The sequence below is a fragment of the Escherichia sp. WS1152 genome (assembly GCF_046487665.1).
Taxonomy (GTDB): domain Bacteria; phylum Pseudomonadota; class Gammaproteobacteria; order Enterobacterales; family Enterobacteriaceae; genus Escherichia; species Escherichia coli.
In genome coordinates, this window is record NZ_JBJQJA010000001.1 from 414,359 (window position 1) to 429,783 (window position 15,425).

Genomic DNA, 15,425 nt, shown 5'->3' on the forward strand with positions numbered 1-15,425 from the left:
GCATCAGGATTCCTGCTATCCTTGGCGGGAATTGAATACAGGAGAGAGTTATGTATCCCGTCGACCTTCATATGCATACCGTTGCCAGCACACATGCATATAGCACATTGAGTGATTACATTGCCCAGGCCAAACAAAAGGGCATTAAACTTTTTGCGATCACCGATCATGGCCCGGATATGGAAGATGCGCCGCATCACTGGCACTTCATTAACATGCGTATCTGGCCGCGAGTGGTTGATGGGGTAGGGATCCTGCGCGGCATCGAAGCTAACATTAAAAATGTTGATGGTGAAATTGACTGCAGCGGCAAAATGTTTGATTCGCTGGATCTGATTATTGCCGGTTTTCATGAGCCGGTTTTTGCACCACATGACAAAGCGACCAATACACAAGCGATGATCGCCACTATCGCCAGCGGCAATGTGCATATAATAAGCCATCCCGGAAATCCGAAATATGAGATAGATGTTAAAGCCGTTGCTGAAGCAGCCGCGAAACATCAGGTGGCGCTGGAAATCAATAATTCCTCATTTTTACACTCACGTAAGGGCAGTGAAGACAACTGTCGTGCGGTAGCCGCAGCGGTACGTGATGCTGGAGGTTGGGTGGCATTAGGCTCGGATTCTCACACCGCGTTTACCATGGGGGAATTTGAAGAGTGTCTTAAAATCCTCGACGCGGTAGATTTTCCGCCAGAGCGCATTTTGAATGTTTCTCCGCGCCGCTTACTGAACTTCCTTGAATCTCGCGGTATGGCACCGATTGCGGAATTTGCAGACCTTTAATTACTAGTAATGGAAATATATTAATGAACGAGTTTTCTATCCTCTGTCGTGTGCTGGGTTCGCTCTATTACCGCCAACCACAAGATCCTTTACTGGTGCCGCTGTTTACCCTGATTCGTGAGGGGAAACTGGCTGCGAACTGGCCACTGGAGCAGGATGAGTTGCTGACACGTTTGCAGAAAAGCTGTGATATGACGCAAGTCTCTGCCGATTACAATGCGTTGTTTATCGGCGATGAATGTGCCGTGCCGCCATATCGTAGCGCATGGGTTGAGGACGCAACGGAAGCGGAAGTGCGCGCTTTTCTTTCTGAACGAGGGATGCCACTGGCGGATACGCCAGCCGATCACATCGGCACATTGCTGCTTGCGGCTTCCTGGCTGGAAGATCAGTCAACGGAAGATGAGAGCGAAGCACTGGGAACACTGTTCAGTGAGTATCTGTTACCCTGGTGTGGCGCGTTCCTTGGCAAAGTGGAGGCCCATGCAACCACGCCTTTCTGGCGCACCATGGCACCGCTAACCCGTGATGCCATTAGTGCAATGTGGGACGAGCTGGAAGAGGATTCTGAAGAGTAAATGTGATCTGCGTCACTCATAACTGCAACAGATAATTTGTTGTTGCATAAAATGTGTGCTCGATCTCATTCATGGACGCGTTTTCTGCTATCATGCGCGGCATGAACATACTTCTCTCTATTGCAATCACAACAGGCATTCTCTCCGGTATCTGGGGATGGGTGGCTGTTTCCCTGGGCTTACTAAGCTGGGCGGGCTTCCTGGGCTGTACGGCCTACTTTGCCTGCCCGCAAGGTGGGCTGAAAGGGCTGGCGATCTCCGCTGCAACCCTGCTTAGTGGCGTGGTGTGGGCGATGGTCATTATTTACGGTAGTGCACTGACGCCACATTTGGAAATTCTCGGTTATGTCATAACCGGTATTGTCGCGTTTCTGATGTGTATTCAGGCCAAACAGCTGCTGCTTTCATTTGTTCCGGGGACGTTTATAGGCGCATGCGCGACGTTTGCCGGGCAGGGTGACTGGAAACTGGTGTTACCTTCGCTGGCGCTTGGGCTGATATTTGGTTACGCAATGAAAAACAGCGGCCTGTGGCTGGCGGCGCGTAGTGCAAAGACGGCGCACCGTGAGCAGGAAATCAAAAATAAAGCGTGAGGGGCACTCACGCTTTCGCTTAAGCAGTAAAATGCCGGATGATAATTCCGGCTTTTTTATCTGTCAGGATTCCGGTGGAACCGACATATGGCGGTATTTCACCAGAATGTCATTCTGCCGTTCTGCTTTGTTCTGCAAATCCCACAGACCACGGTCAATACCATCATTAATCAGGAAAATGACCCCTGTTTCGATAGCCGACATCAGACACAGCATAACGGGTTCGTTTGAGGTGTAACCCACTTCCCCTTCCAGCAAGCGCTGGTAGTCAATAAAGCGGAAAACCCCGGCCTGAACTTCATAGGAAAGTATCGTCTTACTGGTGTTCACCGAGGAGAGGATCTCACCGGTACTCACATTGACGACGCGCAGGTTCACGGCAATCTGATCGAGCTGGTATTGCGTGTCGGCACCGATCCCAAAATATCTTGCCCCAACCCCGCCCGATTTGACGTTGCTTTCATAACCGATAATCGAACCTTCAACCATGATATTTGCCGCCGTTAAAGATTGCAGCGGGATTCGGTTATTAATGGCAACCGTGCCGTTTTCTTGTGCCGCACGAATAATCTTGCGCTCGTTAAGCAGGTTTTGTAAGCCCTGGCGCTCCAGCGGTATAAACCAGCGAGAATCTTTCAATGCCGTGACCAGCATCGCCGTGGCGCTTTGCGGAACAGCAGTGGAGAAGTTACTTGCCGGGTAGGGTTTAAATTGCCCGGTTTCGTCCTGAATGTTGTATACCGAAACAAAGATCTTACCCGTCGGCGCTGGCAGATGGGTCAAATCTTTGTAGCTCTGAGCACGAGGCATTAATGTCGGTCTGGCGGCTTCTTTAGGCGGGGCGGTTAAGCATCCGCTCAGTAACATGACGGCAACCAAAAGAAATAAGCGCTGCATGATTATTTTCCTTATGAAGCTGGGGCTTAAAAATCGGTTGAGTTATTTTGTAAACCCGAAACCTGGATGGTCGAGGTTTGTCCGGTTTTACGATCTGTCACGTTCAACTGCAATTGACCATCGCGGTTAGCAATATCAACAATATAATCGTTGGTCACCATGCGGCCCGGTTTACCGGTATTAATATTCGACAGTAGCCCACCTAAAATTTGTGACTGGATGGCCTGAGTAAAGTTATCTAATGCTGAGGGTGTTTCAATACCAAAGTCATCGTTATAGCTCGGATCTTTATAAGAGTTTTGGGCCTGAGCGCTATTTAATAAAAAAGCGCCATTATTTGGGTTACCACCAAAGTTTGGATTACGGAACTGGAAAGTCATGGTTCCAGCCCAACTTAATGGCGAAATAAGCATGAGTAGAACTACTGCATGTTTGACACGCATTGCAGCCTCCGAACAATTTTTTATTTAGAATTCATCATGCGCCAAATCGCCCGTACTTAATAACGCCTGATTTATCTGGCGACGATTTAGTGCTTCTTCAGTTTGAATCAGTGCAAAGACGACAGTTTTTTCGAAGTCTCTTTTCAACGGGAATAAAAAAGTCTGGAAAATAACGTCCTGATTGACCGTTATAGTGATCCAACTTCCCCATCGTGCACTGGGCCTTTCATTAATCGTTAAGTTACCCGTATAGTCACTTTCCCATTTATCACTAAAGGCTCGGTAAAAATCATGGCCAATAGAGGAAACAGTATGGTCAGTTAACAATCCCGGGACTTCTACCTCAACGGCGTGAAGATTCCCTGCGGCGAACAGAAATTCTGCCGCCACAATCCAGCGTAAATAACGTTTCATGGCTTTATCGCCTGAGGTTATCGTTTGCCCAGGAAACCGCTTGTGTCCGGTTTTTTACGGCTATCTTCTTGAAAAGATTATAAAGATGCGTTTTAACCGTATTTTCGCTGATGAACAACGAACGAGCGATCTCGTTATTAGACGCGCCGATACGCAGCTTATTCAGGATCTCTTTTTCCCGATGAGTAAGGAGGGCTGATTCCGTGCTGTTATAACGATAGTTACCAGAATGTGTAATCAGGTAACTGGCAAGCTTTTGCGTAAAGTAGCATTCGCCGCGCAGGACGCCTTGCAACCCATTGACAACACGTTCTTGATCCTCCATGGCATAAAAAACGCCGTTGATATGAGGCCAGTTTTCAATGTCGCGGTACGGGTAATCTTCAGGCGTATTTAGCAACAATATTTTGATATTGTTGTTTTTCCTGCTCAAAGTATCCTGCCAATAATGGATAAGCTTTTTATCCGCTTCCATCATATCCAGAAGAATAATAGAGCCTGAAGAGATATCGTCCAGAGAACGTTGAATATTATGTAATTTTCCTGTAATTGCCAGCGATTGTTTAAGGTGCTGCAAGAGAGCTGTCGCCTGCAAAGAAGGTTTAGTGATCAACAATAATGTATGACCATGAATACTATGGACTTCATTAAACATGATGAAACCCCGCTTTTTTTATTGATCGCACACCTGACAGCTGCCTCTAAAATAGAAGCACCAGAAGTACTGACAGATGTTGCACTGCTGTGTGTAGTAATAAATCAGCCCTAAATGGGTAAAATATAAAACTAATGGATTACATCTGATTTCAATCTAGCCATTACAAATCTTAAATCAAGTGTTAAACATGTAACTAAATGTAACTCGTTATATTGAAATGTTAACTTTAAGGTTTTATTAAGTTTAGGAATGATAGAAAAGTTGTACATTTGGTTTTTATTGCACAATTTTAAAAAATCATACAAATGGTGCTAACTTACTAATAATGCATATAAAAAATATTTCGGTGTAGTCCTTTCGTCATGTAAAACGTTCTTGTTTTTTCTCCACACCACCGTGGACAATTTTTTACTGCAAAAAGACGAGGTTTGTCACGGCTTGTGCGCAAGACATATCGCAGCAATCAGCGACGGGCAAGAAGAATGACTGTCTGGTGTTTTTTGCTAGCGGAAAACGGAGATTTAAAAGAAAACAAAATATTTTTTGCGTAGATAACAGCGTATTTACGTGGCTTTTAATACTTTGGTATGAACAAAAAAAGAAAAATACAACGCGCGGGTGAGTTATTAAAAATATTTCCGCAGACATACTTTCCATCGTAACGCAGCGTTAACAAAATACAGGTTGCGTTAACAACCAAGTTGAAATGATTTAATTTCTTAAATGTACGACCAGGTCCAGGGTGACAACATGAAAAACAAATTGTTATTTATGATGTTAACAATACTGGGTGCGCCTGGGATTGCAGCCGCAGCAGGTTATGATTTAGCTAATTCAGAATATAACTTCGCGGTAAATGAATTGAGTAAGTCTTCATTTAATCAGGCAGCCATAATTGGTCAAGCTGGGACTAATAATAGTGCTCAGTTACGGCAGGGAGGCTCAAAACTTTTGGCGGTTGTTGCGCAAGAAGGTAGTAGCAACCGGGCAAAGATTGACCAGACAGGAGATTATAACCTTGCATATATTGATCAGGCGGGCAGTGCCAACGATGCCAGTATTTCGCAAGGTGCTTATGGTAATACTGCGATGATTATCCAGAAAGGTTCTGGTAATAAAGCAAATATTACACAGTATGGTACTCAAAAAACGGCAATTGTAGTGCAGAGACAGTCGCAAATGGCTATTCGCGTGACACAACGTTAATTTCCATTCGACTTTTAAATCAATCCGATGGGGGTTTTACATGAAACTTTTAAAAGTAGCAGCAATTGCAGCAATCGTATTCTCCGGTAGCGCTCTGGCAGGTGTTGTTCCTCAGTACGGCGGCGGTGGCGGTAACCACGGTGGTGGTGGTAATAACAGCGGCCCGAATTCAGAGCTGAATATTTATCAGTACGGTGGTGGTAACTCTGCACTTGCTCTGCAAGCTGATGCCCGTAACTCTGACTTGACTATTACCCAGCATGGTGGTGGTAACGGTGCAGATGTTGGTCAGGGCTCAGATGACAGCTCAATCGATCTGACCCAACGTGGCTTTGGTAACAGCGCCACTCTTGATCAGTGGAACGGTAAAGACTCTCATATGACAGTTAAACAGTTCGGTGGCGGCAACGGTGCAGCGGTTGACCAGACTGCATCTAATTCCACCGTCAACGTAACTCAGGTTGGCTTTGGTAACAACGCGACCGCTCATCAGTACTAATACATCATCTGTATTAAAGAAACAGGGCGCAAGCCCTGTTTTTTTTCGGGAGAAGAATATGAATGCGTTATTACTCCTTGCGGCACTTTCCAGTCAGATAACCTTTAATACGACCCAGCAAGGGGATATGTACACCATTATTCCTGAAGTCACTCTTACTCAATCTTGTCTGTGCAGAGTACAAATATTGTCCCTGCGCGAAGGCAGTTCAGGGCAAAGTCAGACGAAGCAAGAAAAGACCCTTTCATTGCCTGCTAATCAACCCATTGCTTTGACGAAGTTGAGTTTAAATATTTCCCCGGACGATCGGGTGAAAATAGTTGTTACTGTTTCTGATGGACAGTCACTTCATTTATCACAACAATGGCCGCCCTCTTCAGAAAAGTCTTAATTTGTTGAAATATCGAGCATAAGATGAATCTGGAGAGAATGGTCTGCTGCGAATCAGCCAACCTGAAAGTATGGATAACACAACCCTCAAGGATGACTAATCATTGAGGAAATAGAATAAATGTTCAGACCTTTTTTAAACTCTCTTATGCTCGGCAGTTTGTTTTTTCCTTTTATTGCCATCGCAGGAAGCACCGCGCAAGGGGGCGTGATCCATTTTTATGGCCAAATTGTGGAACCGGCATGTGACGTCGGCACCCAGTCATCACCCGTAGAAATGAACTGCCCACAGAATGGTTCTGTTCCGGGAAAAACCTATTCCAGTAAAGCGTTAATGAGCGGCAATGTCAAAAACGCGCAAATAGCCTCAGTAAAAGTGCAGTATCTTGATAAACAGAAAAAGCTGGCTGTAATGAACATCGAATATAACTAAGTTTCTGAACAACTCACGTTGCTGAGCAGAAAAATGCGATTTAACCAAAAAGCCTGCTGTACACTTAAGAAACAAGAAGGTGTAAGGAGGCGTTATGAAAACGCGTATTCATGTTGTGCAGGGTGATATTACCAAACTGGCCGTTGATGTGATTGTGAATGCGGCTAATCCGTCATTAATGGGAGGCGCGGCGTCGATGGGGCCATTCATCGCGCAGCGGGTCCGGCCCTGCTGGATGCTTGTTTAAAAGTCAGGCAACAGCAGGGCGATTGCCCTACGGGGCATGCCGTTATTACGCTTGCAGGCGATCTTCCCGCTAAAGCCGTAGTGCACACCGTCGGGCCAGTCTGGCGTGGTGGTGAACAAAACGAAGACCAGCTTTTGCAGGATGCCTATCTCAATAGCCTGCGACTGGTGGCGGCAAACAGCTATACGTCAGTGGCTTTTCCTGCAATCAGTACTGGGGTTTATGGTTACCCTCGTGCGGCAGCGGCTGAAATCGCAGTAAAAACCGTTTCAGAATTTATTACCCGTCACGCTTTACCCGAACAGGTATACTTTGTCTGTTATGATGAAGAAAACGCCCACCTCTACGAAAGACTCCTTACCCAACAAGGAGATGAATGATTTGCCCCGGCTGGCGAGCGCGGTGCTGCCACTGTGTTCGCAACATCCCGGTCAGTGTGGTCTTTTCCCTCTGGAGAAAAGTCTGGATGCGTTTGCCGCCCGGTATCTTCTGGCCGAAATGGCAGAGCATACGCTGGATGTTCAGTATTACATCTGGCAGGACGATATGTCGGGTCGGTTACTGTTTTCCGCCCTGTTAGCCGCAGCAAAGCGTGGCGTTCGCGTCCGTTTGTTGCTGGACGACAACAATACGCCCGGACTTGACGACATTTTACGCTTGCTTGACAGCCATCCCCGCATTGAAGTCCGGCTTTTTAATCCTTTCTCGTTTCGCTTGCTGCGTCCGCTTGGTTATATCACCGACTTTTCCCGTCTCAATCGCCGTATGCACAATAAAAGTTTCACTGTCGATGGCGTGGTGACGCTGGTAGGGGGGCGAAATATTGGTGATGCCTATTTTGGGGCAGGGGAAGAGCCACTTTTTTCGGATTTAGATGTCATGGCAATAGGACCCGTAGTAGAGGACGTTGCCGATGATTTCGCCCGCTACTGGTATTGCAAATCGGTTTCACCCTTACAGCAGGTGCTGGATGTCCCGGAAGGTGAAATGGCGGATCGCATCGAGTTACCCGCCTCATGGCATAACGATGCCATGACGCATCGTTACTTACGCAAAATGGAATCCAGTCCGTTTATAAATCATCTGGTTGATGGAACGTTGCCGCTTATCTGGGCGAAGACACGTTTATTAAGTGATGATCCGGCGAAAGGGGAGGGCAAGGCAAAACGGCATTCGCTGTTACCGCAGCGCCTGTTCGATATCATGGGCTCACCCAGTGAACGCATCGATATTATCTCTTCCTATTTTGTACCGACACGCGCAGGTGTGGCGCAACTCTTACGGATGGTGAGAAAAGGGGTAAAGATTGCGATCCTAACCAATTCTCTTGCCGCTAACGATGTTGCTGTCGTCCATGCCGGATACGCGCGCTGGCGCAAAAAATTGCTCCGTTATGGCGTGGAATTATATGAACTCAAGCCGACGCGTGAACAAAGTAGTACGTTACACGATCGCGGCATAACAGGTAATTCCGGTGCCAGCCTGCATGCTAAAACCTTTAGCATCGATGGTAAAACGGTGTTTATCGGTTCTTTCAATTTCGATCCGCGTTCAACATTGCTCAATACTGAAATGGGCTTCGTGATAGAGAGCGAAACGCTGGCTCAGTTAATTGATAAACGCTTTATTCAGAGCCAGTATGATGCGGCCTGGCAGCTCCGTCTGGACAGGTGGGGACGGATCAACTGGGTTGATCGTCATGCAAAGAAAGAGATTGTTCTCAAAAAAGAACCCGCCACCAGTTTCTGGAAGCGGGTTATGGTCAGACTGGCGTCGATATTGCCCGTGGAATGGTTATTGTAAACGCGGCTTAACGGGCTGGTGCTTTATCGTTCTCACGCTTAACAACCGGTTTACCAGAGAACAAAAACTTCAGTAATGGGATGCGTAAATGAATTTCATACAGAATTATCGCAATCCCTACTACGAATATCAGGCCACAGAGAAAACCAAGCCAGTTGGAGGTGATGTGCGGTGTAATGTATGCGCCGAAAAACAGCGTTAACGGGTGGTGAACCAGATAGATAAACAGCGATGCGTTAACAAAATAAGTCACCCGCGCTGACTGGAAGTTAAGCAAACGGTGGCCAAAGGAGAAGACCACATTCACCATCCACAGACCGAGGACCATGGTGATCACCGACTCGGTTTCGTACATCCAGGCATCGCCACTGCCATAGCGCTGGTTGAGTAAATAAGCGACAAACGCCAATGCTGCAGCGAGGGTACAGCCACGAGACGGCGTGGTAAATAAGGCTTTAAGATGAGGGAAAATGAAAGCCAGTGCGCCGAGGATAAAGAACGGTAAATAAAATAGCGTTTGCATGACAATAAAATTGAACATGCCATTACTCAGAATGGGCGGATACACAATAAAAATCGTTCTTCTTATTACCGCATAACCGATGCCGAGGCACAAAAAAATCACCGATAGTTTTACCATCGAGAATTTTTTATTCGTTTTATCAGAATTTTCTAAATTATTTCTGATGCGTTTAAATATCCATACGCACAGCGTCGTCATGACCACTAACACCAGTAAAAACCACAGGTGTGATATTAATTCCCAGGCCAACGTATTATATTTGTCATACAATGACAGTCCAGGCCAACTTTCCGCTTTCCCTTTGACGTATTGCAGCATAATAAATTGCGGTAATGTCAGTAGGGGGATGGCTGTTAACATCGGGATCCCTACACGTTCGACACGTACTTTCCACCATTTTTTCAAGGGATAGCGTAAAAAAAGCATGTAGGAAAAGTAGCCGGATATAACGAAAAATACCTGCATGCGGAACGAGTGGATGAAGTCATTAAAAAGGGTCAGCCACAATGACGGTTCGGCGCTATTCACATGCCATGTATGGCTCGAATAGATTAAAGAAATATGAAAAGGGATCCCTAACAACATCAGCCAGGCGCGGATGGAGTCGAGGAAATATTCACGTTGCGCGGGTACTGGATTCATATATGGTTAACTAATCTCGGATTTTTCGTCTTATCCCTGTCGGGTTATGCCTTTAGGCTTGTTGCCATAGCGACACCGACCTGACCGCGCCAGGCGCAGGCTTCAAGTTTTTATGCATAGCATCATCGCTACCACTAACCAGAATGGAAGCGTCTGTAAGACGGTTGATAAATAAATTTGCTGGCAAACCCTACACGAAGTCGATGCTTCTGTCTTTAGGAGAAGCACGGAAAGTGAAAACGGTTGCAATCAGGTGCTTAATCCATGAGCCAGCGTGCTGAACGATACCGGGATTCTGTTGTCGGAATGGCTGGTTATCCATTAAAATAGATCGGATCGATATAAGCACACAAAGGGGGAAGTGCTTACTAATTATGAAACATAAACTACAAATGATGAAAATGCGTTGGTTGAGTGCTGCAGTAATGTTAACCCTGTATACATCTTCAAGCTGGGCTTTCAGTATTGATGATGTCGCAAAGCAAGCTCAATCCTTAGCCGGGAAAGGCTATGAGGCGCCCAAAAGCAACTTGCCCTCCGTTTTCCGCGATATGAAATACGCGGACTATCAGCAGATCCAGTTTAATCATGACAAAGCGTACTGGAACAATCTGAAGACCCCATTCAAACTCGAGTTCTACCATCAGGGTATGTACTTCGATACCCCGGTCAAAATAAATGAAGTGACTGCCACCGCAGTCAAACGAATCAAATACAGCCCGGATTATTTCACTTTCGGCGATGTTCAGCATGACAAAGACACGGTAAAAGACCTTGGTTTTGCCGGTTTTAAAGTGCTTTACCCGATCAACAGCAAAGATAAAAACGATGAAATCGTCAGCATGCTCGGGGCCAGCTATTTCCGCGTGATTGGTGCAGGTCAGGTTTATGGCCTTTCTGCCCGCGGTCTGGCAATTGATACCGCCTTGCCATCGGGTGAAGAATTTCCACGCTTCAAAGAGTTCTGGATCGAGCGTCCAAAACCAACTGATAAACGTTTAACCATTTATGCATTGCTTGACTCGCCGCGCGCGACAGGTGCTTACAAATTCGTAGTTATGCCAGGGCGTGACACGGTTGTGGATGTGCAGTCGAAAATCTATCTGCGCGATAAAGTCGGCAAACTGGGGGTTGCACCGTTAACCAGTATGTTCCTGTTTGGGCCGAACCAACCGTCGCCAGCAAATAACTATCGTCCGGAGTTGCACGACTCTAACGGTCTCTCTATCCATGCCGGTAATGGCGAATGGATCTGGCGTCCGTTGAATAACCCGAAACATTTAGCGGTCAGCAGCTTCTCCATGGAAAACCCGCAAGGCTTTGGTCTGTTGCAGCGCGGTCGTGATTTCTCCCGCTTTGAAGATCTCGATGATCGTTACGATCTCCGTCCAAGCGCATGGGTGACTCCGAAAGGGGAGTGGGGCAAAGGCAGCGTTGAGCTGGTGGAAATTCCAACCAACGATGAAACCAACGATAACATCGTCGCTTACTGGACGCCGGATCAGCTGCCGGAGCCGGGTAAAGAGATGAACTTTAAATACACCATCACCTTCAGCCGTGATGAAGACAAACTGCATGCGCCAGATAACGCATGGGTGCAACAAACGCGTCGTTCAACGGGGGATGTGAAGCAGTCGAACCTGATTCGCCAGCCTGACGGTACTATCGCCTTTGTGGTCGATTTTACCGGCGCAGAGATGAAAAAACTGCCAGAAGATACCCCGGTCACAGCGCAAACCAGCATTGGTGATAATGGTGAGATAGTGGAAAGCACGGTGCGCTATAACCCGGTCACCAAAGGCTGGCGTCTGGTGATGCGTGTGAAAGTGAAAGATGCCAAGAAAACCACTGAAATGCGTGCTGCGCTGGTGAATGCCGATCAGACGTTGAGTGAAACCTGGAGCTACCAGTTACCTGCCAATGAATAAGACAACTGAGTACATTGACGCAATGCCCATCGCCGCAAGCGAGAAAGCGGCATTGCCGAAGACTGATATCCGCGCCGTTCATCAGGCGCTGGATGCCGAACACCGCACCTGGGCGCGGGAGGATGACTCCCCGCAAGGCTCGGTAAAGGCGCGTCTGGAACAAGCCTGGCCAGATTCACTTGCTGATGGACAGTTAATTAAAGACGACGAAGGGCGCGATCAGCTTAAGGCGATGCCAGAAGCAAAACGCTCCTCGATGTTTCCCGACCCGTGGCGTACCAACCCGGTAGGCCGTTTCTGGGATCGCCTGCGTGGACGCGATGTCACGCCGCGCTATCTGGCTCGTTTGACCAAAGAAGAGCAGGAGAGCGAGCAAAAGTGGCGTACCGTCGGTACCATCCGTCGTTACATTCTGTTGATCCTGACGCTCGCGCAAACTGTCGTCGCGACCTGGTATATGAAGACCATTCTTCCTTATCAGGGTTGGGCGCTGATTAATCCTATGGATATGGTTGGTCAGGATTTGTGGGTTTCCTTTATGCAGCTTCTGCCTTATATGCTGCAAACCGGTATCCTGATCCTCTTTGCGGTACTGTTCTGTTGGGTGTCCGCCGGATTCTGGACGGCGTTAATGGGCTTCCTGCAACTGCTTATTGGTCGCGATAAATACAGTATATCTGCGTCAACAGTTGGCGATGAACCATTAAACCCGGAGCATCGCACGGCGTTGATCATGCCTATCTGTAACGAAGACGTGAACCGTGTTTTTGCTGGCCTGCGTGCAACGTGGGAATCAGTAAAAGCCACCGGGAATGCCAAACACTTTGATGTCTACATTCTGAGTGACAGTTATAACCCGGATATCTGCGTCGCAGAGCAAAAAGCCTGGATGGAGCTTATCGCTGAAGTCGGTGGCGAAGGTCAGATTTTCTATCGCCGCCGCCGCCGTCGCGTGAAGCGTAAAAGCGGTAATATCGATGACTTCTGCCGTCGCTGGGGCAGCCAGTACAGCTATATGGTGGTGCTAGATGCTGACTCGGTAATGACCGGTGATTGTTTGTGCGGGCTGGTGCGCCTGATGGAAGCCAACCCGAACGCCGGGATCATTCAGTCGTCGCCGAAAGCGTCCGGTATGGATACGCTGTATGCGCGCTGTCAGCAGTTCGCGACCCGCGTGTATGGGCCACTGTTTACAGCCGGTTTGCACTTCTGGCAACTTGGCGAGTCGCACTACTGGGGACATAACGCGATTATCCGCGTGAAACCGTTTATCGAGCACTGCGCACTGGCTCCGCTGCCGGGCGAAGGTTCCTTTGCCGGTTCAATCCTGTCACATGACTTCGTGGAAGCGGCGTTGATGCGCCGTGCAGGTTGGGGAGTCTGGATTGCTTACGATCTCCCGGGTTCTTATGAAGAATTACCGCCTAACTTACTTGATGAGCTAAAACGTGACCGCCGCTGGTGCCACGGTAACCTGATGAACTTCCGTCTGTTCCTGGTGAAGGGGATGCACCCGGTTCACCGTGCGGTGTTCCTGACGGGCGTGATGTCTTATCTCTCCGCTCCGCTGTGGTTTATGTTCCTCGCGCTCTCTACTGCATTGCAGGTAGTGCATGCGTTAACCGAACCGCAATACTTCCTGCAACCACGGCAGTTGTTCCCGGTGTGGCCGCAGTGGCGTCCTGAGCTGGCGATTGCACTTTTTGCTTCGACCATGGTGCTGTTGTTCCTGCCGAAGTTATTGAGCATTTTGCTTATCTGGTGCAAAGGAACGAAAGAATACGGTGGCTTCTGGCGCGTTACATTATCGTTGCTGCTGGAAGTGCTTTTTTCCGTGCTGCTGGCTCCGGTACGCATGCTGTTCCATACGGTCTTCGTTGTCAGCGCGTTCCTTGGCTGGGAAGTGGTGTGGAATTCACCGCAGCGTGATGATGACTCCACTTCCTGGGGTGAAGCGTTCAAACGCCACGGCTCACAGCTGCTGTTAGGGTTAGTGTGGGCTGTTGGGATGGCGTGGTTGGATCTGCGTTTCCTGTTCTGGCTGGCACCGATTGTCTTCTCGTTGATCCTGTCACCGTTTGTTTCGGTGATTTCCAGCCGTGCCACCGTTGGTCTGCGCACCAAACGCTGGAAACTGTTCCTGATCCCGGAAGAGTATTCACCGCCGCAGGTGCTGGTTGATACCGATCGGTTCCTTGAGATGAACCGTCAACGCTCCCTTGATGATGGTTTTATGCACGCAGTGTTTAACCCGTCATTTAACGCTCTGGCCACCGCAATGGCGACCGCGCGTCACCGCGCCAGTAAGGTGCTGGAAATCGCCCGTGACCGCCACGTTGAACAGGCGCTGAACGAGACGCCAGAGAAGCTGAATCGCGATCGTCGCCTGGTGCTGCTAAGCGATCCGGTGACGATGGCCCGTCTGCATTTCCGCGTCTGGAATTCCCCGGAGAGATATTCTTCATGGGTGAGTTATTACGAAGGGATAAAGCTCAATCCACTGGCATTGCGTAAACCGGATGCGGCTTCGCAATAAAAACGTAGTTGCCTGATGCGCTATGCTTATCAGGCCTACATCGCTCCTGCAATGTGTTGATTTTGCAAGATTTTGTAGGTCGGATAAGGCGTTCACGCCACATCTGGCAAAAACAACGAGCCAATAAAAATACCGGCGTTATGCCGGTATTTTTTTACGGAAGAGGTATCAAATGCGTTTAATTGTGGTGAGCATCATGGTGACCTTGCTGAGTGGCTGTGGCAGCATCATTAGCCGCACTATACCGGGGCAGGGGCATGGCAACCAATATTATCCCGGTGTGCAATGGGATGTGCGTGACTCCGCCTGGCGTTATGTCACAATCCTTGATCTGCCATTCTCCCTGGTTTTTGATACTTTACTGCTGCCGATCGACATTCATCATGGCCCGTATGAGTAATTAACGTTCATCCCACTCATCAGCTGCTGCGCGTCCTTCCTCGGTATCCAGCGGTGGCTCAAGCTGAAATTCCCCCTCGTCCCATTCATGTAATGTATTCTCTTCCTGCCACTCCTGGCGGATCTCTATCTCATCATAGTCGCCATTAAAAACACTTTGCGCGGCTTCACCGCTAAGCATAGGTAAACATTCACCTTCTTCACCTTCGTCGGCAAAAAACTCAACTTGCCACATGATGTCGCCGTCCTGCAAAACGTATTTTTGGGCATTGAACTGTTGCACATTCGCATCTTCGGCGTCGATGCCGGGGTTGTCTGCAAGAAATTCTTCGCGTGCAGCGTCAATGGCTTCTTCAAGCGTTGCGTACATGGTCATCACGATTCTCCCTTTGAGTTGATGAGGTTTCAGGGAAAAGGATAGCTGATTCTCCGCTTTTGCAAGTATGAA

General features: G+C 48.2%; 17 protein-coding genes and 1 pseudogene. 12 read left to right on the forward strand and 6 right to left on the reverse strand.

The features are described from left to right. Positions 1-50 precede the first annotated feature (50 nt). From ycdX to ACJHW7_RS01895, 3 genes are all read left to right on the forward strand, one after another. Complete coding sequence (gene ycdX / locus ACJHW7_RS01885; RefSeq protein WP_000283664.1) at positions 51-788, forward strand: zinc-binding phosphatase; 738 nt, start codon at positions 51-53, stop codon at positions 786-788. Positions 789-811: 23 nt separating this feature from the next. Beyond that, complete coding sequence (gene ycdY / locus ACJHW7_RS01890; RefSeq protein ID WP_021556694.1) at positions 812-1,366, forward strand: molecular chaperone YcdY; 555 nt, start codon at positions 812-814, stop codon at positions 1,364-1,366. A gap of 101 nt (positions 1,367-1,467) precedes the next feature. Next, a complete protein-coding gene (locus ACJHW7_RS01895; protein WP_001383029.1) occupies positions 1,468-1,959 on the forward strand; it encodes a DUF1097 domain-containing protein in 492 nt (163 codons plus the stop codon). A 63-nt stretch (positions 1,960-2,022) separates the two neighbouring features. On the opposite strand, the gene csgG is transcribed toward ACJHW7_RS01895, so the two are convergent. The 4 genes from csgG to csgD are packed head-to-tail and all read right to left on the reverse strand — an operon-like array spanning position 2,023 to position 4,368. Beyond that, complete coding sequence (gene csgG / locus ACJHW7_RS01900; protein WP_001189321.1) at positions 2,023-2,856, reverse strand: curli production assembly/transport protein CsgG; 834 nt, start codon at positions 2,854-2,856, stop codon at positions 2,023-2,025. Between the two features lie 26 nt (positions 2,857-2,882). Beyond that, complete coding sequence (gene csgF, locus ACJHW7_RS01905) at positions 2,883-3,299, reverse strand: curli production assembly/transport protein CsgF (protein WP_001264088.1); 417 nt, start codon at positions 3,297-3,299, stop codon at positions 2,883-2,885. A 24-nt stretch (positions 3,300-3,323) separates the two neighbouring features. Beyond that, positions 3,324-3,713, reverse strand: a complete 390-nt coding sequence (gene csgE / locus ACJHW7_RS01910) for a curli production assembly/transport protein CsgE (RefSeq protein ID WP_000833288.1) — start codon at positions 3,711-3,713, stop codon at positions 3,324-3,326. Between the two features lie 4 nt (positions 3,714-3,717). Further along, on the reverse strand, positions 3,718-4,368 hold the full coding sequence (gene csgD, locus ACJHW7_RS01915; protein ID WP_000481500.1) for a biofilm master transcriptional regulator CsgD: 651 nt from the start codon (positions 4,366-4,368) through the stop codon (positions 3,718-3,720). 753 nt (positions 4,369-5,121) lie between these two features. Here csgD and csgB point away from each other — a divergent pair. From csgB to clsC, 6 genes and pseudogenes are all read left to right on the forward strand, one after another. Then, entirely contained in the window at positions 5,122-5,577 is a 456-nt protein-coding gene (gene csgB / locus ACJHW7_RS01920) for a curli minor subunit CsgB (protein ID WP_000791650.1), read from the forward strand. A gap of 40 nt (positions 5,578-5,617) precedes the next feature. Continuing rightward, the gene (gene csgA / locus ACJHW7_RS01925) at positions 5,618-6,076 is read left to right on the forward strand and encodes a curli major subunit CsgA (RefSeq protein ID WP_000771428.1); all 459 of its coding nucleotides are present in this window, start codon (positions 5,618-5,620) and stop codon (positions 6,074-6,076) included. Between the two features lie 58 nt (positions 6,077-6,134). Next, a complete protein-coding gene (gene csgC, locus ACJHW7_RS01930; protein WP_000992818.1) occupies positions 6,135-6,467 on the forward strand; it encodes a curli assembly chaperone CsgC in 333 nt (110 codons plus the stop codon). A 120-nt stretch (positions 6,468-6,587) separates the two neighbouring features. After that, complete coding sequence (gene ymdA / locus ACJHW7_RS01935; protein ID WP_021556696.1) at positions 6,588-6,899, forward strand: protein YmdA; 312 nt, start codon at positions 6,588-6,590, stop codon at positions 6,897-6,899. A gap of 94 nt (positions 6,900-6,993) precedes the next feature. Further along, positions 6,994-7,526, forward strand: a pseudogene (ymdB, locus tag ACJHW7_RS01940) (O-acetyl-ADP-ribose deacetylase). Continuing rightward, on the forward strand, positions 7,468-8,949 hold the full coding sequence (gene clsC / locus ACJHW7_RS01945) for a cardiolipin synthase ClsC (RefSeq protein WP_021556697.1): 1,482 nt from the start codon (positions 7,468-7,470) through the stop codon (positions 8,947-8,949). The pseudogene ymdB and the gene clsC overlap by 59 nt, the downstream one beginning before the upstream one ends. 7 nt (positions 8,950-8,956) lie before the next feature. On the opposite strand, the gene mdoC is transcribed toward clsC, so the two are convergent. Then, complete coding sequence (mdoC, locus tag ACJHW7_RS01950; protein ID WP_001070350.1) at positions 8,957-10,114, reverse strand: glucans biosynthesis protein MdoC; 1,158 nt, start codon at positions 10,112-10,114, stop codon at positions 8,957-8,959. 392 nt (positions 10,115-10,506) lie between these two features. Here mdoC and mdoG point away from each other — a divergent pair, with 392 nt between their 5' ends. The 3 genes from mdoG (at position 10,507) to ACJHW7_RS01965 (ending at position 14,978) form a co-directional block, all read left to right on the forward strand. Then, complete coding sequence (mdoG, locus tag ACJHW7_RS01955) at positions 10,507-12,042, forward strand: glucans biosynthesis protein MdoG (RefSeq protein ID WP_001300662.1); 1,536 nt, start codon at positions 10,507-10,509, stop codon at positions 12,040-12,042. Beyond that, the gene (gene mdoH, locus ACJHW7_RS01960) at positions 12,035-14,578 is read left to right on the forward strand and encodes a glucans biosynthesis glucosyltransferase MdoH (protein WP_001295445.1); all 2,544 of its coding nucleotides are present in this window, start codon (positions 12,035-12,037) and stop codon (positions 14,576-14,578) included. Before mdoG ends, mdoH begins: the two co-directional genes overlap by 8 nt. A gap of 172 nt (positions 14,579-14,750) precedes the next feature. Then, positions 14,751-14,978 carry a YceK/YidQ family lipoprotein gene (locus ACJHW7_RS01965; protein ID WP_001237205.1) on the forward strand — a complete coding sequence of 76 codons (228 nt, stop codon included), beginning with the start codon at positions 14,751-14,753 and terminating at the stop codon, positions 14,976-14,978. On the opposite strand, the gene ACJHW7_RS01970 is transcribed toward ACJHW7_RS01965, so the two are convergent. Further along, a complete protein-coding gene (locus ACJHW7_RS01970) occupies positions 14,979-15,353 on the reverse strand; it encodes a MysB family protein (protein WP_000180058.1) in 375 nt (124 codons plus the stop codon). Between the last annotated feature and the right edge of the window lie 72 nt (positions 15,354-15,425).